This is a genomic window from Paraburkholderia sp. C35, assembly GCF_003121405.1.
Taxonomy (GTDB): Bacteria; Pseudomonadota; Gammaproteobacteria; order Burkholderiales; family Burkholderiaceae; genus Paraburkholderia.
In genome coordinates this window covers 1-19,637 of sequence record NZ_QBUY01000004.1, presented here as the reverse complement: position 1 = coordinate 19,637, position 19,637 = coordinate 1, and the positions used below count along the sequence as shown (strand labels likewise).

Below are 19,637 nucleotides of genomic sequence, written 5' to 3'. Positions count from 1 at the left end.
CGCGCCGGGTGGTTCGCCCCAGCGCTTGCTTACGAACCCGTCTTGCGCGCGGCAGTTTTCGCAGCCGTCGTCTTGGCGGCGGCCTTCTTCGCGGGCGCTTTCTTGGCAGCAGCCGTCTTCGCTGCAACCTTCTTTGCCGGTGCGGCGTTCGCGGCTTCGTCGTTGGCCGACTCATCTGCTGCCTTGCCCGCAGACTTCGCAGCCGCCTTCTTCGCGGCCGCGCCTTCCTTCGGTTCCTTCTTCTCGAACTCGCAGCCGATCTTGCCGTCGTTCTGCTTGACGAGGAAAGCCTTGAAGTTGCGGCCCGTGCGCGACGACTTGAAGTTCGTCAGCAAGTCAGTGCGGCCATCTTCCAGCAGCTTCGCCATCTGCTCACGCGCGATTTCCTGTTGCAGGATCACCTTGCCGGAACGGAAGTCGCAGGTCTTCGGACTCGCGACCGAGTTCTCGCAGACGTAGCTCATGCCGTGCTCGAACACCTTGCCGCCGCACTTCGGACATGCGCCGACGGGCGTTTGCTCCGAGAAATCGGGTGCTTCGCCGTCTTCGCCGCCCTGATCCTGGCCGAAGTCGAATTCGAGCTTGTAGTTCTTCGTTTCGTCGTCGAACGAGAGCTTGAGGATCGCCGAGAACGGCCGGCCCATCTTGCTGCGGAAACCGGACAGCGGTCCGATCTGCTTCTTCTGCAACAACTCTTCGACTTCTTCGATTTCGAACTGACGTCCGCCCGGAATCTTCGAGATCGAGAACTCGCACTTCGTGCAGGCAAAGCGCCGGTAGTTTTCCTTCACCTGGCCGCCGCAATTAGGGCAAGGCGTTTGCAGCGTCGCGTAGTCGCCAGGAATCGTGTCGGAGTCGTACTCCTTCGCGCGCTTGACGATGGTCTGCGTCATGCGGGCAATTTCCTGCATGAACGCGTCGCGCGGCAGCTTGCCGCGTTCCATCTGCGACAGCTTGTATTCCCACTCGCCAGTCAGTTCCGGCGCGGTCAGTTCCTTCACGTCGAGGCCGCGCAGCAGTGTCATCAACTGGAACGCCTTGGCAGTCGGAATCAGTTCGCGGCCTTCGCGGACCAGATACTTTTCACCCAGCAGACCTTCGATGATGGCAGCGCGCGTAGCCGGCGTACCCAGACCCTTCGCCGCCATGGCTTCGCGCAGTTCGTCGTCTTCGATCAGCTTGCCCGCGCCTTCCATTGCCGAAAGCAGCGTCGCTTCGTTGTAGCGTGCGGGCGGCTTCGTGACGAGTTGCTGTGCGGCGATCTTGTCGGTCTTGACCTTCTCGTCCTTCTGCACGGGCACGAGGTTCGCGTCCTCTCCGGCCGACTCGCGACCGTAGATCTGCAGCCAGCCCGGCTCGACCAGCACCTTGCCTTCCGTTTTGAAGTGGTGGCCGACCACTTCCGTGATCCGCGTGGTCACGCGGTATTCGGCAGCCGGGAAGAACACGGCGAGGAAGCGCTTGACCACGAGGTCGTACAGCTTCTGTTCCGGCTCGGAGAGTGCCTTCGGCGCTTGCAGCGTCGGGATGATTGCAAAGTGGTCGCTGATCTTCGAATTGTCGAAGATGCGCTTGTTCGGCTTCACCCAGCCCTTGTCGAGCACCTGCTTCGCGAACGGCAGATAGTTGTTGCTCTCCTTGAGCATCTCGAGCGTGTGTTTGACGGTCTCCTGGTAGTCTTCCGGCAGCGCGCGCGCGTCGGTACGAGGATAGGTCAGCACCTTGTGCTTTTCATACAGCGCCTGGGCGAGGCCGAGCGTGTTCTTCGCCGAGAAGCCGAAGCGGCCGTTGGCTTCACGCTGCAAGCTGGTCAGGTCGAACAGTGCTGGCGACAGTTGCGTGGACGGTTTCGATTCTTCCGTCACCGTGCCGATCTGGCCGCGACAGGCGGCGACGATCGTTTCGGCAGCCGGCAGGCTCCAGAGGCGCGAATCACGCTTTTCCGGATCGAACTCGTCTTTCTTGAACTTCGGGTCGTACCAGCGGCCTTCGTAGAAGCCAGCCGCGCAGACGAACTCCGCCTTCACTTCCCAGTAGTCACGCGGGATGAAGCGGCGAATCTTTTCTTCGCGCTCGACGACGATCGACAGAGTAGGCGTCTGCACCCGCCCGACCGTGGTCAGGAAGAAGCCGCCGCCTTTGCTGTTGAAGGCAGTCATCGCGCGCGTGCCGTTGATGCCGACCAGCCAGTCCGCTTCCGAACGGCAGCGTGCGGCGTCCGCGAGCGGCTGCATGTCGATGTCGCTGCGCAGTTGCGCGAAGCCGTCGCGGATCGCGGCGGGTGTCATCGATTGCAGCCAAAGGCGTTGTACCGGTTGCTTGGCTTTCGCGTGCTGCGCGATCAGGCGGAAAATCAGCTCACCTTCGCGCCCCGCGTCACAGGCGTTGATCAGACGGTCGACGTCTTTACGCTTGATCAGCTTGTTCAGCACTTTCAGCCGCGATTCGCTTTTCGCGATCGGGTGCAAATCAAAATGCGGCGGAATCACGGGGAGATTGGCGAAACTCCATTTTCCCCGTTTGACTTCATAGTCTTCCGGCGCAGCGATTTCCACGAGGTGGCCAACCGCCGACGAAAGGACGAAATCGTCGCTTTCGAAGTACTCGTCATGCTTGGTAAACCCGCCCAAAGCCCGCGCGATGTCGTTCGCGACGGATGGCTTTTCGGCGATGATCAGTGCTTTGGACATGACTGAAAATAAATTGGTGGATTCGGGCTGGGACCACGGGTTTTCCAACCCGGGTTTGGCACCCATTAACGACCGCTTTATAGCACACGCCGCCATAACGGCAACCGGTGGGCCCAAAAAAGCGGGTCATCATAATTGCGCGCAGATCAATCGGGCAAGCGTGTGACGGCCGCTGCCAGAGGCACTCTGGCGTCTGTTTTGAGCCATTTTTTCCTGATCGCGCCACGATTTCGGCAAACGCCGTGCCGCATTTGCTCGCGCTCAGAAAACGGGGCCGGGACGCTGGCAGATTTTTCTGCCGGTTCAGGCTTCGAGCAGAGCCGGCCGCATCTTCGGCGCGCTTTTGACGCCAGGCAAAGCCGTCAGGTCGACCAGCATCCGTTCGACAATCGACGCCTGCGGCAACACCGTTCCGAAGAAACGAGTGGTGATGCCGTCTTCTATAAGAATTGTGGGGAAATTCTCAACGTCAAGGTCGTCGAAGCGATCGGCGTGCGTCTCGATATCGATCCAGGCAAAGCAGATGTCGGGATGTTTGTCGGCGAGCGCATCGAATGCGACGCGGTATTCGCGGCACGTTCCGCACCACTCCGCGCACAGGCACGCCACGAAAAGCGTCTCGCTGTCGTTGACGAGCTCGGCGATCCGTTTCGAGTCGGTGTCCAGGTTCAGCGCGGGCATGGCGGGTTCCTTCGGTATTGCATGGTTATTTGGCGCGAATGTAGCACGACGCGTTACCCGCTGCGCGTTGTACGAACGTACCGTCCGCCGGGCAGCGCACACAGATCGCCCGCCAGTTCGAGCCGCAGCAGCGTGCTCTGCAGCAGCGTGTCGTTCATGTCGGTCCGTTCGGCGAGTATTTCAAGCGTGGTGGGCGCGTGGCCGAGTGCGTCGAGCAGAAGTGCAGCGTCCACCGATCCACCTTCCGGCTGTACGTGCTCCGGTTCCCTGGCAGTTTCCGCGACCGGTTTCGCATCTGCCCGACGCCTTGCCGCCGCTTGAGCCGCAGACGGCACACCGGCGAAACCGAGTTCGTCGAGCACATCCTCGGGCGTTTCAGCGAGCTTCGCGCCCTGTTTGATCATCCGATGACAGCCGAGCGCGAGCGGCGCGTGGATCGACCCGGGAATCGCAAACACATCCCGCCCCATTTCATTGGCGAAGCGCGCCGTGATCAGCGAGCCGGAACGCATGGCCGCTTCGACGACCAGCACGCCGTTGACGAGTCCCGCGATCAACCGGTTGCGCTGCGGGAAGTTCGCAGAGCGGGCCGGCGTGCCGAGCGGCCACTCCGACAAGATCGCGCCGTGCGTGGCGATCTGATGGGCCAGCGCATGATGAGACGACGGATAGACGATGTCCGCACCCGTACCGATCACAGCGACGGTGCCGCCGCGTCCCTGCAGCGCGCCCCGGTGCGCCGCGCCGTCCACCCCCGACGCCAAGCCCGACACGACGGTCACACCGGCGTCCGAAAAGGCGCGGGCGAAGCGTGCAGAGTCTTCGATACCCTGTGGCGTCGCACTGCGGCTGCCAACCACGGCGATGCTGCGCGCGTGCAGCAACTCGATCCGCCCCTTTACATATAGCAGCGGCGGCGGATCCGGCATGGTCAGCAAAAGCGGCGGGTAGGCGGGATCGTCGAGTGTGAGGAGCGCATTGCCGGGCAGGTCGCGCCAGGCGCGCACCGCGTCGAGTTGGGCGGGAAAGTCTGAGGGCGGCGGCGCGAGCGCGGCCCGCGCGGCGGCTTCGCCAGCCGCTTCTGCCAGTGCCGTGAAGCTTTGCGAAAACACGGCTTCGGGCAGGCCGAAGGCCGTCAGCAAGCCGCGTAGCGCAGCCGGGTTCAAGCCCGGCGCCATCGAAAGCCGCAACCAGGCGGCGAGTTCCTGGTCTGTCAGGGGAAGCGTCTGCATATTCAACGTCCTTGCGCACGGCAACCGGCCTTTCAGCCGCCATGCTAAAATTTTCATCATCCGAAATATCCCGAAACCACTGCTGCGCCGCGCTCGCGCGAGCCTGCGGATACGCGCTTGACGCGTCGAACTGGCGTTGAATCAACACGGTTCGGCCACTATCTATCCTGTGCGTGTCGCGCCTGGCGAACAACCTGGCCGAATGGCCAGCCGCGCGACCTGATCGATAGCGTTGGCGCCCAATTCATTTCAGAACCATGGCTTTACTCAACATCCTCAATTACCCGGACAAGCGTCTGCACAAGATCGCGAAGCCGGTCGACAAGGTCGATGACCGAATCCGCAAACTCGTCGCCGACATGGCCGAGACGATGTACGCCGCGCCCGGCGTCGGTCTCGCCGCGACGCAGGTGGACGTGCATGAGCGCGTGATCGTGATCGATGTGTCGGATGCGCACGACGAACTGCGCGCGTTCATCAACCCGGAAATCATCTGGTCGAGCGACGAACGCGAAATTCACGAAGAAGGTTGCCTGTCGGTGCCGGGTATCTACGACAACGTCGAGCGCGCCGAGAAAGTGCGCGTGCGCGCGCTGAACGAGAAAGGCGAAACTTTCGAACTGGATTGCGAAGGGCTGCTCGCCGTGTGCATCCAGCACGAAATGGATCACCTGATGGGCAAGGTGTTCGTCGAGTATCTGTCGCCGCTCAAGCAGACGCGCATCAAGAGCAAGATGAAGAAGCTCGCGCACGCGATGTGACGCGCTTTCGTACCGTTATCGCTATCCGTACATGAGTCATTCGTTGCGCGTCATCTTCGCCGGCACGCCGGAATTCGCCGCGGCGGCGCTCGCCGCGATCCACGAGGCCGGATTTCCCGTGCCGCTCGTGCTGACCCAGCCGGACCGCCCGGCGGGCCGCGGCATGAAGCTGCAGGCGAGTCCCGTCAAGCGCTACGCGCAGGAGCATGGCATCGAGGTAGCGCAGCCGCCTTCGCTGCGCCGGAACGGCAAGTTCCCGGCGGAAGCGACGGCCGCGATCGAGCAACTGCGCGCCACGCCGCACGACGTGATGGTGGTGGCCGCCTACGGCCTGCTGCTGCCGCAGGAAGTTCTCGACATCGCGCCGCACGGCTGCATCAACATTCACGCTTCGCTGCTGCCGCGCTGGCGCGGCGCCGCGCCGATCCACCGCGCGATCGAAGCCGGCGACACCGAAACGGGCATCACGCTAATGCAGATGGACGTGGGCCTCGACACGGGCGCGATGATTTCCGAAGTCCGCACGCCGATCCACGACACCGACACGACGGCCACATTGCACGACCGGCTCGCGGAAGCGGGCGCAAAGCTGATCGTCGATGCACTGGTCGAACTGGAGCGCACCGGCAAGCTCGACGCCACGCCGCAACCGGCCGAGGGCGCGAACTATGCCGACAAGATCGGCAAGCACGAGGCCGCGCTCGACTGGCAACGCCCGGCGGTGGAACTGGCGCGCCAGGTTCGCGCGTTCGACCCATTCCCCGGTGGCGCCGCTACGCTCGACGGTACGGTGCTGAAAATCTGGTCCGCGATGCCGATCGACTCGTCGAACAAAGCCCAGCCCGGCACGATCACGGACGTATCGCCCGAAGGCGTCGTCGTGGCATGCGGCGAAGGCGCGCTGCGCATCACGCAACTGCAGAAGCCAGGTGGAAAACGCCTGCCGGTGCGGGATTTTCTAGCCGGATCGACGCTTGCCGCTGATCAGCGTTTCGACCCCACGCACACACAGTAACGGCGTCTCCGTAGCCGCACCATTAGCCGTTCGGCCAGGACGCGCCGCGTCCGGCCAGCGCGTTAAAATCTTCGGTGCAACCTGCCTGAAGAGGATTTCATGTTCGGCATCACCCATTTCGAGTTTTTCGTCGTCGCCGTTTTTCTGCTCAACGTCACGCCCGGCCCCGACACCGCGTATATCGGCGGTCGCAGCGTCGCGCAGGGGCGCGGCGCGGGGCTGATGTCGGCGTTGGGTATCTCAGCCGGGTGCTGCGTCCATTCGCTCGCGTGTGCGTTTGGACTGACGGCACTGCTGGCCGCGTCGGCTACGGCGTTCACCGTGATCAAGTTCGTCGGCGCGATCTATCTGATGTACCTCGGCGTGCGGCTGATTTTGACCAAACCGGAAGCCGCAGGCACCAGCGGCGAGCCGCGCGCAGCGGGTGCGCCGAAGTCGCTGCGGCAGCTTTTCCTGCAAGGCTTCTGGACCAATGTGCTGAATCCGAAGGTCGTGCTGTTCTTCGTGTCGTTTTTCCCGCAATTCGTGTCCGCGGACAGTGCCAGCAAAACCGCCGCGTTTCTCACGCTCGGCGTGGTTTTCGTTGTCATGAGCATGGCTTGGAATAGCTTCGTCGCCTGGATTGCGGGAAGTGTGACGCAACGGTTCTCGGGCAAGCCAGGCGTCAGGAAGTGGCTGGATCGGACCGTCGGCAGCGCATTCGTCGGGCTGGGCATCAGGCTCGCAACCGCGTCCCGGTGATTGAATTTTTCGCACGCGCCCCTATCTAACAGTTCGCTTACAATCATTCGCCGCGCATTGGCGGCACCAATAAAGAACCGTGTGACGGGCAAGGAGTCCTGGAAATGTTCAACTGGATGAAAACCGCGATGCTGATGGCCGCAATCACGGCACTCTTCATCGTGATTGGCGGCATGATCGGCGGCCAGCGGGGCATGATGCTCGCGTTGCTGATCGCGCTCGGCATGAATTTCTTCTCGTACTGGTTTTCGGACAAGATGGTCCTGCGCATGTACAACGCGCAGGAAGTCGATGAAACGAGCGCGCCGCAGTTCTACCGGATGGTGCGCGACCTCGCGACGCGCGCCAATCTTCCGATGCCGCGCGTCTATCTGATCGACGAAGATCAGCCGAACGCGTTTGCGACGGGCCGCAACCCCGAGCACGCAGCCGTCGCGGCCACCACGGGCATCCTGCGCGTGCTGTCCGAGCGCGAAATGCGCGGCGTGATGGCGCACGAACTCGCGCACGTGAAGCACCGCGACATCCTGATCTCGACCATCTCGGCGACGATGGCGGGCGCGATTTCGGCGCTGGCCAACTTCGCGATGTTCTTCGGCGGCCGCGACGAGAATGGCCGTCCGTCGAATCCGATTGCGAGCATTGCCGTCGCGTTGCTGGCGCCGATCGCTGGCGCGCTGATCCAGATGGCGATTTCCCGCGCGCGTGAATTCGAGGCGGATCGCGGCGGTGCGCAGATTTCGGGCGATCCGCAGGCGCTCGCGGCGGCGCTGGACAAGATTCACCGCTATGCGAACGGCATCCCGTTCCCGACGGCAGAGGCGCACCCGGCCACCGCGCAGATGATGATCATGAATCCGCTCAGTGGGGGCGGTGTAGCGAACCTGTTCAGCACCCATCCGGCGACCGAAGAACGCATCGCACGTCTGATGGAAATGGCGCGCACCGGGCGTTTCGACTGATTTGGAACCGCTGCACGCCCCTCGAAAAGGCGGCGACGCAGCGGTATCCTGACTGCTCAAAAACTGGGCAGTGCTCCCTGGTTTGCCCCGTTTTGCCCTGGTTTGCCGGTATCCTCGCGGTATCCTGGTCGCCACGGATGACTTCAGGATACTGTTTCCGCGTATCATTCGCTCAGGGAGAACACACGCGGAGCAGGGCATGACGGACGGTAAAACCAACGACGTTGGACAGGGGACGGCGCGCAACGCACCGAAGGGCAAGATCCCGTTCACGGACAAAACGCTCCGGCTGATCCACGCTCTACCGTTCGAGCAGCGCCCGGGCGGTATCGCGGAGGATGGGTCGATCCTGACCGAACCGGTGTCGGCGACGATGAACGATTACTTCGTCAAAGACGCAACCCTCCCCGGGCTCACCCTGCGGATTCAGCGATCGGGCACCCGATCGTTTGTCGCTGAGAAGAAACTCGGCGCTCGCCCATGCCGGTACAAATGCGGGGAGTACCCCAGCACGTCATTGACCGATGCTCGAGCGAAGGCGAAGGCGGCGTTGAACATGATGGGCGCGGGGAAGGACCCGAACCTCGTCGTCCGGGCGGCGAAGCTCGCCACAACGCAACAGCAGACCGTCCAGCGCCTGACCTTCATCAAGATGATGGAGCGCGACGCCCAACGTCGTGCTGAGGGCGCGGACGGAAAACGGGACACGCCCAACACGGCCAGGGACCGAAAAAATACATTGAAAGTGGTCCGGCGATACAGCATCGCGACGATGCCTGTGGGCGAGGTGAAGGCAACCCACCTCGACGCCATGATCTCGGCGATCCGAAAAAAGCACCCCACGACGGCGATCAAAGTTTGGCGATACGCCCGGGCGGCATGGACACGGCTGGCAGCGGAAGAAGCGCCCGAGGTGAACCCCTTCGACGAGCACCTTAAGAGCCACAGCACGAGCCTTCCCCGTCCGAACCGGGTCACGCGCGTGCTCCCCATCGGCGAAGAGCGTGGGCACGAATGGCTGCGGCGCATCGCGGCACAACGCTTTCCGGAAACCGCGCTGAAAACCGGGCACCCATGGACGCGCGGCGTCATGGCGGATTACATCCTGTGCACGTTGTGTTGGGGCGCGCGAAAGATGGAGGGGATGTCCCTCAAATGGGAGGACGTCGATTTCGTGAAGAAGGTGGTGACCTTCCGGTCCACGAAGAACAAGACCGACCACCTGTTCCCCTTGACCCCGGGCGTCGAAGCCATCCTCCGCCGTCGCATGGAACTGAACGCGCGACCTCGGGGGCGTGATGTTGAACTGGCGAAGAAGGGCGCGATCATCCCGGTCCCGGAGTACGTGTTCCCGACGGAGCGCAGGACCGCGAAGAGCGGGCACATCACGTCGGTCGATTCGCTCATGCGCCACGCCAGCAACGAGGGCGAGGTACGGTGCACCCTGCACGACCTGCGACGGACGATGGCGGGCGAGGTCGCCCTGGACGTTTTGAGCGGGGACAAGACCGGTCGGGGAGACTTCCGGCTTTTGAAGCTCGCGCTCAACCACGCCGAGGCAAACACCGACATCACCGCCACCTACATGCTCGCGCACAAACTGGAAGTGCTGACCCCGATCTACGAGCAGCACGAGCGAAAAATCCTGGAGATCGCGGGAATCCCCGTTCCAGAACGTGTGCGGACGGCGACCGAGGTGGACACGGAGGTTGCGCAGGCGATGGAGCACGTGGGCAAGCTCGCGGCGCAGGACCCGAGCGCACGGGCAAAGGCGGCAGCGCAACTCAAGGCGTTGCTGGACAGCCTGAACCTTGCCGAAGAGCAGCAGGGAGAGGGTGACGAGGCACCCAGCGAGCCCGAATCAGACTGATCGACGGATCCGGGCGGACGTCCGGATCGTCGGCTCCAACATCAAGGCGCGCGTGTTGAAACAGCGCGTCGTCGTTTAATTTTCGATCCGTTAAAAAAATAAGAGCGTCTTATTTGGATAGGCGTGGCATAATCGTGCCCGCTCAACAAAAAAAGGGAACGCAAGATGGAACGGCATCGCGAAGCGCAACTGCGCCAGGCGCTCGATCAGGTGTGGCTGACGGGCAGTGTCATCGTTCGATGGGACGAGTTCTACCTCTGGACAGGCGTCCAACGGCTCGCCAAAAAGCCGTGGCGCGAGGTGCACCGAATCTGGGAAGAGCTTTGCACGGAGTGGGGCTACAAGACGCTCCCGCTCGAGATCGTCTCGAAGGACCACTTCGTTGTGTTCCGTCGGAAGTGGGACGCCGACGAAAAGGTCAGCCTCTTAGAGGATTTGCTCTAATCGACCGGCAGCGACCGACCACACCACCGGGCGCGCGCAGCGCACCGGCGAGAGACCAAAAAGCACGCGAGGCAGAACGTGGACAACAACGAAGAACGTAAGGCGACCGCGCATACGGCGGTGCTCGACCCGGATCGCCGTAACAAGACCGCTTTGAAGACCGGACTGGTGTCGTACGAGGACGCGCTCAGTGACGCTGGGCTTGAAATGCACACGTACCACGGCTGGCCAGGGCGCGAGTCGCTGCTCATCGGCGAGGAGCTTCCGTACTACGAGGTGACGTTCAAGGGAAAGATCTACCGGGCGTTGGCGCGGGCAAAGCCCGGAACGACCGGCACGGAGCTTTACTATTCGAGCAACTTCGAACTTGCTCGTGCATGGGCACCCGGTCTGCTGCAAAGCGGCTGGCTCCTCGACCCGCCCACGTCCATCCCGAACACGCCCCGGGCACTGCTTCTGGAAATGCAGGAGGTCCTGGACGCGGACGCAGCCGACATCCTCGCCAACGCGTACTGCATCATGAGCTACCGTCGTCACCACGGTGCGACCTACCCGGACACGATGGAGCCCGCCGGCTACCGGTTCGACCAGGTTTTCCTCATGCGGGTCCGGGAGGACGGCACCGTCAACTGCCTCTACGAAACCCCGTCGGGCGTCTCCCCGGAGAAGTGGACGTATTTCTTGCGTGATCTGGATCGCCCGGCGGCACGTGAGCGGCTTGGGCGCTACCTGGCATCGGGGATGGCGGAGCGCGACTTCGGGAAGGACGGTGCGGCGGCGATGCGCGCGGCGGTGATCCTTCGGCACGGCACGCTGGGTGCGTACGACCCCCTGCCGTTCGGTCATTTCGCCGAGGTCTTCAAGATCACCGAGCACGACACGCGCGTGGAGCGCGAGGTGGGCGGGCGACGTCGTTGATGGTTGGGTGCTGCGGCACCCAGTGAGCCCGTCTGGACCGGTTTGACCGGCTTCCTTCGGGGAACCCCGCCGGAGGCGGAGGGGACTCAACCCGCAGGCGCCAGCGGCGATCGGACGGCGGGCGGCATCCTCCGGTTGATGGCGCGAAGCGGGGTGCCCGGAGCCGCCAGGCTCCCAGTGCTTTTGACGTTGCGCGGGTGCCGGGGTGTCGGGTCACCCAGCACGACCGGGCGGGAGCGGTTCACCGCAAACCCGTCCAACAGGTGTTCGCGCTGCGCGTGCAGGCTTGCGAGCCCGTCCCGGCCGGGAGCGTACCACGCAACCTACCCATGAAGAGCGGGGCGCTTTCGCGCCCCGTTTCACCATCGAACGTTCGACCCGGTCGACGTCCCCTTACTCCTTCGGGAACATCAGGTTCATCAGGTCCAGCGCGGCCGGCGCGAACGCGTCGTCGAAGGCATACGCGACGTTCGTGAACGTGGAGCGATGCGTCACGCCCAGGACGCTGTCCTTCGCGTTCCAGTCGGAGAAGCGATCGCCCTCCACGGTCGGCGGACCGTACAGATCCACAACGCCATCGCGGGCGCGATCGAGCGCGTCGGAGGCAGGACCGATCGACGACAGCACAACGCGCACCTTGCCGGCTTTGTCCACGCCGACGATCGCGGACGTCTCGCTCCCCGAGCCGGCCGGAGCGAGGTGAGCGAGCATGTAGGCATCCAGGTTACCCACCGGACCGACGCGACCCGCAACGCAGGGAACGGAGGTCGTGTCGGTGCACAGGGGCGGCAGCGACTGCCCCAGCGCGATCCCGTGCACGAAGAACGGAACGGGTTCAGCGTGGGCAACACCGGCGGCGAGCAGGGCGGCGAGGGCGATCAGAGCTTTACGCATGTTGAAGGTCTCCTTTGAAAGTGGCCTGGCGACGCCGGGCCTGTACCGCCTCAACCGCCTTGCGGCGGTCACGGCTGGGGTGTGTTGCACCCAGGTCAGTTCAAAAAATGAACTTGGCAGGCGAGTAGCGCAACTCAACGCCCATGAACGGCGACACCCCTTCGCTGCGCACAGGGGGCACGAAGATCAGATTCACACCCCACTGGTGATCGTGCTCATACGAGACCAGGAGACCAGCGGCGGGCATGAAGCCACGCGGCTTGGTTCCGTTCGGCAACATCGCGGGCGTCAGAACCGGCATCGTCCCCGTACCGGTGCTGTTCGGTTCCTGGGTCACGGTGTAGCCTTTCTCGTAGGCCGTTTTCACGTAGCCCGAAAGCACACCAGCGAGCACACCGACGTTCACGCGGTCTTTCGACGTGAGGTCGAACTGGAGCGGGGTGTAGCGACCAAGCAGATACCACGAACCGCGACGCAGGGAGTTGTAGTAGTAACCCCCCATGACACCGAGCACGTCGTTGGTCAACTCGAACCCACCGCCCCAGTTGTTCTCGTTGTAGTTGTTGGCACGAGCCTCGCCACGGTTGAAGTGGTAAGCGTGCACGTTGGCGTCGATCCACAGGTGCCAGTCATGGCCACCCGTCGGCTGGAACGACAGACGCGGCGTGACGATGGGATCTTGCGCAACCGGCGCTTGAACGAACGAGGTCACTGCCTCGTTCGAACCTTGCGCGGGGGCTTGGTCTTCGAGCGACTGCGCATGCGCCGGCATGGCGGCAAGCGCGAACAACAGGGTGGCGGCGGTAACGGCGGGCTTGATGAATCGCATGGTGGTCTCCTCCTTGATGTATGGATGGGATCGTTTCGACGACCCTCACCTCTGTACATACTCGACCCAGAATGCGACGCAAGAGGTACGGCGAAAAATACTTGCGTAATACGTTGAGGTGGCGTTGCACCCAAGACAAAGCCCCGCACGGGGCGGGGCTTGGCACGTCGGTCAACGCTCGGTTCACTTCGACGAGCGGGACCACTCAGTGAACTGCAAGGGCTCGACCTGCGATGCGCCACCGTCGGTGTAAATCGCTGCGTAAAGCATTTTCACACGCGTCGTGTGGCTAACGTGCCACGGCACCGGGGGCGTGTCCTTGTAGACGACCGTGGCATGCACACCGTTGGGCAGGTTCCACACGACTTGCGTGCTCGAGATCGACGACGGGTCACCGAAACGCCACGCGAAAGCTTTGAGGGCGGTCCGAGCCACGTTACCCTCCCCGGAACCACCCCACATCGGCACGACGATTGCGTCGATACGACCCGAGGCGTCCAGACCGACCAGGGCTTGCCCTTCAACCGGACCGGCACCCTCGTGATCAGCGACGAGATCCGAGCCAAGCCCGAGGTGATCGCTCAAACCAGCAACGATCGCGCCATGCGCGGACGATTGCGCTGCGCAGGGTTTGTCCAAAACAACTGGACAGGCGGCGGGCAGCGAGTCGCCGAGACGAAGACCCATCAAACTGTTGGAGAACGGATCGTAGGCCAGGGGATTCGACGTCTCGGCCTTGCCAAGGAAGGTCGTAGCGTTGTGTCCGAAATCAACGCTCTTCAGAGTGAAAGGTGCCGGAGCGGGTTTGGGATCGCTGAACAACGAGGCGTTGGCGGTGACAGCGAACCCAGCGGCAGCAGCAACAGCGACCAGGGCGGCGGCGATGTAAGACTTCTTCATAAGATCCTCCTTGACGATGGTTGGGAATGATCAGACCTTTGCGGTCCTCGCATGTACCAATAAGCGATCAGTTCTGGATGTCAACCTGGTTCGACCCATTGGGTGCAAAAAAACCTGATGGGCAAGCGCTCCAACGAAAAAGCCCCGCGTCTGCGGGGCTTCGTCGTCAGTAATCGTGGGTGCAACGTCACTTCGTGGGCGACGTGTTGAACAGGTAGCCGCCGAACTCCTGCAGAAGTTGTTGCGCGTTGCCCGCGTGCGCGGTGTCGTACACCTCCGCGTAGAGCACACGAGCAGGACCGGCACTGGGCACGTTCAGCGCAACGTCCTCTGGTCCGTACACCACCTTCGCTTCGAGGTCTTGAAAGGTCCACGTGACCTCCGTCGGCGTGACCGACGAGGGGTTTCCGTACTGCTGCGCCATCCACGTCACAAGCTTCTGCGCGGTCTGATCGGTGGCGGGCAGCGACGTGATGACGACATGCACGGGACGAGGCAAGCGCGGGTTGTCCTCGTAATACTGCGTGTCCACGATCGTCGGCGCGTGATAGCCCAGCAACGAACTCTGGTCGGCGCCCGGCGCCACCGCGTGAGCACTGAGACCGGGGGCAGCGATCACGACCGCACCACTGGACCCCGTGCGGTGCGCGAAGCAGGACCCTTTGAACGGGGCGTGGTAGGTCTGCGGGTCCGTGCAGTCCGGAGCCTGAGACAGAAGGCTCTTTCCGATCGTGAAGCCCTGAAACGTATCGGGTCCGACGGGTGCGGGCTTGCCGTCGTTGCTGTGCATCAGCGCCGGCGAGAACGTGAAGGGCGCTGCGCTCGCGAGCGCGGAAGCAACGAGCAGAGCGGTGGCGATGATGGTCTTCTTGAGCACGACGGTTCCTCCTGGATGTTGATGTTGATGGTGGCCGCGGACGGTGATGCAATCCGATGCGCCCACTCATAGAGCATCCGTCGCGGAAGTCAAACGGGATGGGTTGCGTTGCACCCAGCATGAAACCCTGCACGACCGACGAGGTCGACCGGCCGCACCCCTTCGGGAAAACCTCCTCCGGAGGCGAGGGCACCCTGACCCCGAACGACGCCGCAGGCAAGAGGCGGGGCGGTCCACGATCAGCAATGGGCGACCACCCCACGTTGATGACGTCGAACGGGACCGAAGGATCCGGCGCGAAGCGGGGCGCCCGCGGCGGCAGCCGCCGGGGATTTTGGGGTTTGGTCATCAGGTGCAAAACACCCTATAAAGTCGAAAGTATAGTCGCCGGAGGCCTTGAGTTTTTCATAGCTCGAGCTAACCTGGACGTAGAGAGGCGCAGACCAACGCAGACGCCTCACCAGGAGACCACACATGACCCCCATCGACACGCAAAACCTCACGATCGACCTGCCCGCCGGCTTCGACCCGCTTCCCTCGTTCACGACCGAAGTCGTCCGTGTGCACCTCACCGCAGCGTGCGCGCAACTCGAAGTCGAGCGCGCGAATCCACGCCTGGTGAACGGGGAGGGCACCGCCCTGGACCTGTTGATCGGCAAGATCAAGAACGCACCCAGCACCGCGAACCGCGAGTACCTGATGGCGCTGCTGAACGAGGCGATGACCGCCGCGTTCCGCCGTCAGAGCATGAACAACGACGAAGCCGCCTACGCCGTCCCCGGCATGAGCGAAACGGCGAAGGCGCATGCCCGGGCGCGTGCGCTCCGCGCAGAGCGTCAGCAGGCGTTAGCCTGGGCGCGTGCACGGGAACAGATGGACGCGCAGGACAAAGAAAGCCTGGCGATCGAGCGGGCGAATCGTGAAGCGTTTCACGACGCGGTGATGGCCCCGCTGGAAGCCCTGGACGTGGCGTTCACCCAGGTCGCCCCGATCCCCGACATCGCAGCGTTGGCGCGCAAGCTCGACGCGATCACCAGCAGCACGGCCGCACGTCCTCGCGTCGGCTTCTGAGCAGTAGCAGCACCATCACCGTCCGCAGGTCCTGCGGGCGGTTTCCCAACCCCGTTGCCACAACCGACACAAGAGCGGAAAGGAGGCGCTTTACTTCGGAGGAACCCACCATGTTGAGCATGATGTCCATCCGCGCAGCACGAACCCTGACCTTTACGGTCCTCGCGCTCGCGACCTGCAGTGCCCACGCGATCCCCCATCGCGGCTTCACCCACCCCACCGTCCAGGCATCGCGTCAGCAGGCGTCCAGCGCTTACTGGCAGACGGCGTTCAACCAGCCGATCCAGTCGGTGCTCCTCGTCGTTCCGATGGCGACACCGCGCGCAGTCGGCGTATCGTCCGTCGCGATGCCCGAGCCGGGCACGTTCTACGCGAAGGACATCGACGGGCAAGCATCCCTGTTCGACCAGGGCAGCGACTGGTTGAGCGATGCGTGGCAACCGGTGCCGGCGTTCAAGCCGTTGCCCTCCGTCCGACCAGGCGTTGTCACCGTATCGCTGGAAACCGGTCCGGACGGCTTGCCGCCCCCGGTGGCGCTCCCGGTGGGTCCGAAGGTCCCACCGAAGAACTGGCGATCGAAGATGATCGACAACGCGAAGAAGTACCTCGGGATCCCCTACGTTTGGGGCGGCAACTCGCCGGAACAGGGCATGGATTGCTCGGGCTTCGTGCGGTGGGTCACCGCGATGACGATCGGCAAAGCGCTTCCGCGTCTCGCGTCCCAGCAGAGCCAGGTCGGCATGGATGTCCCGAAGGACGAGCTTCAACCCGGTGACCTCGTGTTCTTCGACACCGCGCGCGGCCCTGCGACGCACGTGGGAATCTACGTCGGTCACGACACGTTCATCAACGCCCCGCACACCGGCGCGAAGGTCCGCTACGAAAACCTGACGTCCGACTATTGGGAAGCACGATGGCACGGCGCACGGCGGATCGTGCAGACCACCATCACCACCGCATCGCGGTAAAGCAGAAGCCCCCGGGAGGGGGCTTTTCGTTGCGCAGCGTTCACGCGCTGGGCAGGAAGAAGGCCCGGTCAGGGCCTTGGCGCTCACTCGTTGCGAGCGGCTTGAGCAGCGGGGTACTCCGCCTTGAAACGGTTCTTGAAGTCCTCGCGCGACCAGCCGGACAGGCGGAACATGCCGTAACCGAAGGCAGCAACGATGGCGACGATGATGGAAGCGGTCAGCATGGGGTGGATCCTCCTTTAGTTGTGGTCCGTAGGACCGATGCCGTACCGATACCAGGCCCTGCGGGAAACTCAAGCGCGCAGTGGGCATTTCCTTGAAAAGAAAACGCCCACCATCCGGTGGGCGCTCGATCCTGCGCTCAGGGTGACGTTCAGTGAACGTTGTCCTCGCGCCAGCCGGTCGGTTGGCTCGGGTCTTTCACCAGCACACCAGCCCGGCGCCAGTCGTGCGGCGCGGCGGTGTCGTAGACGAGCGTGACGTGCTTCGTCAGCGGCGTGCTGAAATCGACGTGGCTCTTGAAGTTCTTTTGCGCCCACGCGGGAACGTTCGTCAGCGTTTGCACGTAGTCCACGTCCACCGACCCGTCGGGCGCGTGGGGGTTGCCATGATTCAGGCGCACCGCGGTCACGCTCGCCACGGTCGCCGTACCCATGCACGCACCACGCTTGCTGTCCCACCACGAGGCGTCCTTCTTGCCGTCCGCCGTGGGTGCGAGGGCGCTTCCTTGGTAGTCGAGCAGCCCTTCGGCGGTCAGGGCGTTCAGCACCGTGCGGGTTTCGCTGTGGAACTGCGCGGGGACCACCGGAGCGGGCCAGGTCGGCTTGCCGTTGTCGGCCTGGACCCAGCAGTAGTCGTCGGCGATTTGCGGACCCAGCGCGGCTTGAACGTCGGACGAACTGGGAGCGCTGGTGATGCTCGTGTTCGCGGCCGGCGCGCTGGGGGCGCCCGACGAATCCGAGCTATGGCAACCCGCCAACGAGGCGATGGCGGTGAGGGTGGCAAGGGTGGCAAGGGTGATGGCGATGGTGCGCATGGTGATGATCCTCCTTTAGTTGTGACCTCGACGGGTCGATGTCGTACCCATACCAGGTCCAGGAGGAAACTCAAGCGCACGCGCTCACATGCTCATTCGCATAACCTGACGCATGACGACGCGGTGCTCCCCATCGTCCTGGTCGAGCTTCGGCTTCGGCGCCACCATCGAGAGCGTGGGACGCTCCTCCCACGGATAGGGCTCCACCTTCACCGCGTGAGCACTGGCGAGTTCCTTCGCAAAGCGCTCAGCGACCGCGCGTTCCTTGAAGTCCTGAACGTGGTTCGCGTGGCGCTCACGGTCGCGCACGTAGACACCCCAGTCGGTGGTGCGATGGTCCGGTCCTTCGAACTGCGCTTCGACCAGCGTTCCATCGTTGATCACCGGCACGACCTGCACGCCGGTGACGACACCCTCCAGGGACAGCGACGGCTCGATCCCAAGCGCTTGGCGCAGCACCTGCCCGTGGATGCTCTGCGCGTCACGCACGTAAGGGCTGGTGCGCATCGACTCGACGTCGGCGCCGGCGTGGGTGAGCTTGGCGAGGACCGTGGGGATGCGTGCCGCCATGGCTTCGTCGTAAAGGTCGGTGCCCGGTCGCACGTCCTGCGCGCGGGCGAACGCTTCGAGCCACAACGGGAACGGCGACCCGGCGCGCTCGTTGAGCACGGAGGGCGAGGTGTGCTGCAACACCAGGTCCAACACACCGTCGTCCCCCATCACGCGCGAGCGGTTGAGCGTGCCCGGCACGAGGTGGGGCGCAGCCGCGAGCAGGGCGTCCACCGCGGGGATGGGGTCCTCGCGGCGCAGGGCAGCGCTCACGGTTTGGTCGTTGGGGATCACACCGGCTTGCAACCAGGCTTCGACCACGGGAACGGGTCCGTTCTCCGCGGCGAGCAGCAACTGGCGTTGCCAGTGGAGGTCCTGCATCGACGGGAGCGTCGGGGCATGGTCCACCTGCGCGGCGGATGCGAGGGAGGTCTGGCGATCGTCGGACATGGTGGTCTCCGGTGGGGTGCAACGGCACCCCGGTCACCCAGGGTAGCACCACGCGGCAATAGCACAAGCAGCACTCACCCACGCTCACCGGCGCGGGCGTGGAACAGACGCTTCTGCGCGGCGCGGTTGCCCGCACCGGCGGAGCGAACCAGGTTCGCGCGCGCACGTTCCATCAGCGCCCGGGCGCTCACCGGGTCGGCGTGGCGCTCGGCGGCTTCTTCGGCGGCGCCCGATGCGAGGAACGTGGCGTGGACGGGATGGGACGCCGCGAGGGCTTCGAATCCCTGCAGCGCACCGTCCGGATCCGGGCGATGGTCGTCACCGGTCAACCCGCACAAGGCGTCGATGGCGTTCCACAGGCGCGGCTCCGGTGGCGCCTGGCGTGCGAGCGCCCAAGCGGTTTCGCTCTCGTGATCCAGTTCAACGTCCGGGCTGTCGGCGTCCGACCAGAACGCCGCGGTGCGGTAGACGATCGACAGGCGGGAGAACGTCCGCGCGGTGCGAGGTTCCTGACGGGCGTCCGCGTCCTGCGCGAGTTCTTCGAAGACGGTCGAAAGGAGCAGGGCGGCACCACCGTGACCGAGGCGAGCGGCGTGGCACAGCAGGGGCACGGCACGATCCGGGTCCCGAGGGGTGTCGGCGTCCCCGAACCACAGGCGGAATCCTGCGACGAAGGCATCGAACCACGGCTGGTCGGTGGGCAGAACCGTTGGGCAAGCGGAGGGTGTGGCAGGCGCGGAGAGCGGGCG

General features: G+C 63.9%; 20 protein-coding genes. 9 read left to right on the top strand and 11 right to left on the bottom strand.

Going from position 1 to position 19,637, the window contains the following annotated elements; all coding sequences use genetic code 11:
• Positions 1-29: 29 nt before the first annotated feature.
• The 3 genes from DK391_RS03675 to dprA all read right to left on the bottom strand — a co-directional run bounded on the left by DK391_RS03675 (position 30) and on the right by dprA (position 4,603).
• On the bottom strand, positions 30-2,690 hold the full coding sequence (locus tag DK391_RS03675; RefSeq protein ID WP_109476647.1) for a DNA topoisomerase III: 2,661 nt from the start codon (positions 2,688-2,690) through the stop codon (positions 30-32).
• Between the two features lie 303 nt (positions 2,691-2,993).
• Positions 2,994-3,371: a thioredoxin family protein gene (locus tag DK391_RS03670; protein WP_109476646.1), complete on the bottom strand. Its 378-nt coding sequence runs from the start codon at positions 3,369-3,371 to the stop codon at positions 2,994-2,996.
• A 53-nt stretch (positions 3,372-3,424) separates the two neighbouring features.
• Positions 3,425-4,603, bottom strand: a complete 1,179-nt coding sequence (gene dprA, locus DK391_RS03665; RefSeq protein WP_109476645.1) for a DNA-processing protein DprA — start codon at positions 4,601-4,603, stop codon at positions 3,425-3,427.
• Between the two features lie 257 nt (positions 4,604-4,860).
• On the opposite strand from dprA, the gene def reads away from it, so the two are divergent.
• The 7 genes from def (at position 4,861) to DK391_RS03630 (ending at position 11,314) form a co-directional block, all read left to right on the top strand.
• Positions 4,861-5,364, top strand: coding sequence for a peptide deformylase (def, locus tag DK391_RS03660; protein ID WP_109476644.1), 504 nt, complete (start codon positions 4,861-4,863; stop codon positions 5,362-5,364).
• A 31-nt stretch (positions 5,365-5,395) separates the two neighbouring features.
• The gene (gene fmt / locus DK391_RS03655) at positions 5,396-6,379 is read left to right on the top strand and encodes a methionyl-tRNA formyltransferase (RefSeq protein WP_109476643.1); all 984 of its coding nucleotides are present in this window, start codon (positions 5,396-5,398) and stop codon (positions 6,377-6,379) included.
• 99 nt (positions 6,380-6,478) lie between these two features.
• On the top strand, positions 6,479-7,120 hold the full coding sequence (locus tag DK391_RS03650) for a LysE family translocator (RefSeq protein ID WP_109476642.1): 642 nt from the start codon (positions 6,479-6,481) through the stop codon (positions 7,118-7,120).
• Positions 7,121-7,224: 104 nt separating this feature from the next.
• The gene (htpX, locus tag DK391_RS03645) at positions 7,225-8,082 is read left to right on the top strand and encodes a zinc metalloprotease HtpX (RefSeq protein ID WP_109476641.1); all 858 of its coding nucleotides are present in this window, start codon (positions 7,225-7,227) and stop codon (positions 8,080-8,082) included.
• A gap of 199 nt (positions 8,083-8,281) precedes the next feature.
• Positions 8,282-9,952: an integrase family protein gene (locus DK391_RS03640; protein WP_109476640.1), complete on the top strand. Its 1,671-nt coding sequence runs from the start codon at positions 8,282-8,284 to the stop codon at positions 9,950-9,952.
• 165 nt (positions 9,953-10,117) lie between these two features.
• Entirely contained in the window at positions 10,118-10,396 is a 279-nt protein-coding gene (locus DK391_RS03635) for a hypothetical protein (RefSeq protein ID WP_109476639.1), read from the top strand.
• Positions 10,397-10,474: 78 nt separating this feature from the next.
• The gene (locus DK391_RS03630) at positions 10,475-11,314 is read left to right on the top strand and encodes a hypothetical protein (protein ID WP_109476638.1); all 840 of its coding nucleotides are present in this window, start codon (positions 10,475-10,477) and stop codon (positions 11,312-11,314) included.
• Between the two features lie 393 nt (positions 11,315-11,707).
• Here DK391_RS03630 and DK391_RS03625 read toward each other — a convergent pair whose 3' ends face one another.
• The 4 genes from DK391_RS03625 to DK391_RS03610 all read right to left on the bottom strand — a co-directional run bounded on the left by DK391_RS03625 (position 11,708) and on the right by DK391_RS03610 (position 14,814).
• Entirely contained in the window at positions 11,708-12,208 is a 501-nt protein-coding gene (locus DK391_RS03625) for a hypothetical protein (RefSeq protein ID WP_109476637.1), read from the bottom strand.
• Between the two features lie 100 nt (positions 12,209-12,308).
• A complete protein-coding gene (locus DK391_RS03620) occupies positions 12,309-13,037 on the bottom strand; it encodes a hypothetical protein (RefSeq protein ID WP_109476636.1) in 729 nt (242 codons plus the stop codon).
• Between the two features lie 183 nt (positions 13,038-13,220).
• Positions 13,221-13,937 carry a hypothetical protein gene (locus DK391_RS03615; protein WP_109476635.1) on the bottom strand — a complete coding sequence of 239 codons (717 nt, stop codon included), beginning with the start codon at positions 13,935-13,937 and terminating at the stop codon, positions 13,221-13,223.
• A 187-nt stretch (positions 13,938-14,124) separates the two neighbouring features.
• Complete coding sequence (locus DK391_RS03610; RefSeq protein WP_109476634.1) at positions 14,125-14,814, bottom strand: hypothetical protein; 690 nt, start codon at positions 14,812-14,814, stop codon at positions 14,125-14,127.
• Positions 14,815-15,288: 474 nt separating this feature from the next.
• On the opposite strand from DK391_RS03610, the gene DK391_RS03605 reads away from it, so the two are divergent.
• Positions 15,289-15,885: a hypothetical protein gene (locus DK391_RS03605; RefSeq protein WP_109476633.1), complete on the top strand. Its 597-nt coding sequence runs from the start codon at positions 15,289-15,291 to the stop codon at positions 15,883-15,885.
• A 110-nt stretch (positions 15,886-15,995) separates the two neighbouring features.
• The gene (locus DK391_RS03600) at positions 15,996-16,853 is read left to right on the top strand and encodes a C40 family peptidase (protein ID WP_109476632.1); all 858 of its coding nucleotides are present in this window, start codon (positions 15,996-15,998) and stop codon (positions 16,851-16,853) included.
• Between the two features lie 83 nt (positions 16,854-16,936).
• Here DK391_RS03600 and DK391_RS44105 read toward each other — a convergent pair whose 3' ends face one another.
• From DK391_RS44105 to DK391_RS03585, 4 genes are all read right to left on the bottom strand, one after another.
• On the bottom strand, positions 16,937-17,077 hold the full coding sequence (locus tag DK391_RS44105; protein ID WP_162600665.1) for a hypothetical protein: 141 nt from the start codon (positions 17,075-17,077) through the stop codon (positions 16,937-16,939).
• Positions 17,078-17,226: 149 nt separating this feature from the next.
• Positions 17,227-17,889, bottom strand: a complete 663-nt coding sequence (locus DK391_RS03595) for a hypothetical protein (RefSeq protein ID WP_109476631.1) — start codon at positions 17,887-17,889, stop codon at positions 17,227-17,229.
• A gap of 84 nt (positions 17,890-17,973) precedes the next feature.
• Positions 17,974-18,888 carry a hypothetical protein gene (locus DK391_RS03590; protein ID WP_109476630.1) on the bottom strand — a complete coding sequence of 305 codons (915 nt, stop codon included), beginning with the start codon at positions 18,886-18,888 and terminating at the stop codon, positions 17,974-17,976.
• Between the two features lie 74 nt (positions 18,889-18,962).
• Positions 18,963-19,637, bottom strand: a 675-nt coding sequence (locus DK391_RS03585; RefSeq protein WP_162600664.1) for a hypothetical protein, incomplete at its 5' end; no start/stop codon positions are given.

Bases quoted from the DNA above. Each gene is read 5' to 3' on its own strand.
- DK391_RS03675 (WP_109476647.1), bottom strand. From the start codon at position 2,690: ATGTCCAAAGCACTGATCATCGCCGAAAAGCCATCCGTCGCGAACGAC.
- DK391_RS03670 (WP_109476646.1), bottom strand. From the start codon at position 3,371: ATGCCCGCGCTGAACCTGGACACCGACTCGAAACGGATCGCCGAGCTC.
- dprA (WP_109476645.1), bottom strand. From the start codon at position 4,603: ATGCAGACGCTTCCCCTGACAGACCAGGAACTCGCCGCCTGGTTGCGG.
- def (WP_109476644.1), top strand. From the start codon at position 4,861: ATGGCTTTACTCAACATCCTCAATTACCCGGACAAGCGTCTGCACAAG.
- fmt (WP_109476643.1), top strand. From the start codon at position 5,396: ATGAGTCATTCGTTGCGCGTCATCTTCGCCGGCACGCCGGAATTCGCC.
- DK391_RS03650 (WP_109476642.1), top strand. From the start codon at position 6,479: ATGTTCGGCATCACCCATTTCGAGTTTTTCGTCGTCGCCGTTTTTCTG.
- htpX (WP_109476641.1), top strand. From the start codon at position 7,225: ATGTTCAACTGGATGAAAACCGCGATGCTGATGGCCGCAATCACGGCA.
- DK391_RS03640 (WP_109476640.1), top strand. From the start codon at position 8,282: ATGACGGACGGTAAAACCAACGACGTTGGACAGGGGACGGCGCGCAAC.
- DK391_RS03635 (WP_109476639.1), top strand. From the start codon at position 10,118: ATGGAACGGCATCGCGAAGCGCAACTGCGCCAGGCGCTCGATCAGGTG.
- DK391_RS03625 (WP_109476637.1), bottom strand. From the start codon at position 12,208: ATGCGTAAAGCTCTGATCGCCCTCGCCGCCCTGCTCGCCGCCGGTGTT.
- DK391_RS03620 (WP_109476636.1), bottom strand. From the start codon at position 13,037: ATGCGATTCATCAAGCCCGCCGTTACCGCCGCCACCCTGTTGTTCGCG.
- DK391_RS03615 (WP_109476635.1), bottom strand. From the start codon at position 13,937: ATGAAGAAGTCTTACATCGCCGCCGCCCTGGTCGCTGTTGCTGCTGCC.
- DK391_RS03605 (WP_109476633.1), top strand. From the start codon at position 15,289: ATGACCCCCATCGACACGCAAAACCTCACGATCGACCTGCCCGCCGGC.
- DK391_RS03600 (WP_109476632.1), top strand. From the start codon at position 15,996: ATGTTGAGCATGATGTCCATCCGCGCAGCACGAACCCTGACCTTTACG.
- DK391_RS44105 (WP_162600665.1), bottom strand. From the start codon at position 17,077: ATGCTGACCGCTTCCATCATCGTCGCCATCGTTGCTGCCTTCGGTTAC.
- DK391_RS03595 (WP_109476631.1), bottom strand. From the start codon at position 17,889: ATGCGCACCATCGCCATCACCCTTGCCACCCTTGCCACCCTCACCGCC.
- DK391_RS03590 (WP_109476630.1), bottom strand. From the start codon at position 18,888: ATGTCCGACGATCGCCAGACCTCCCTCGCATCCGCCGCGCAGGTGGAC.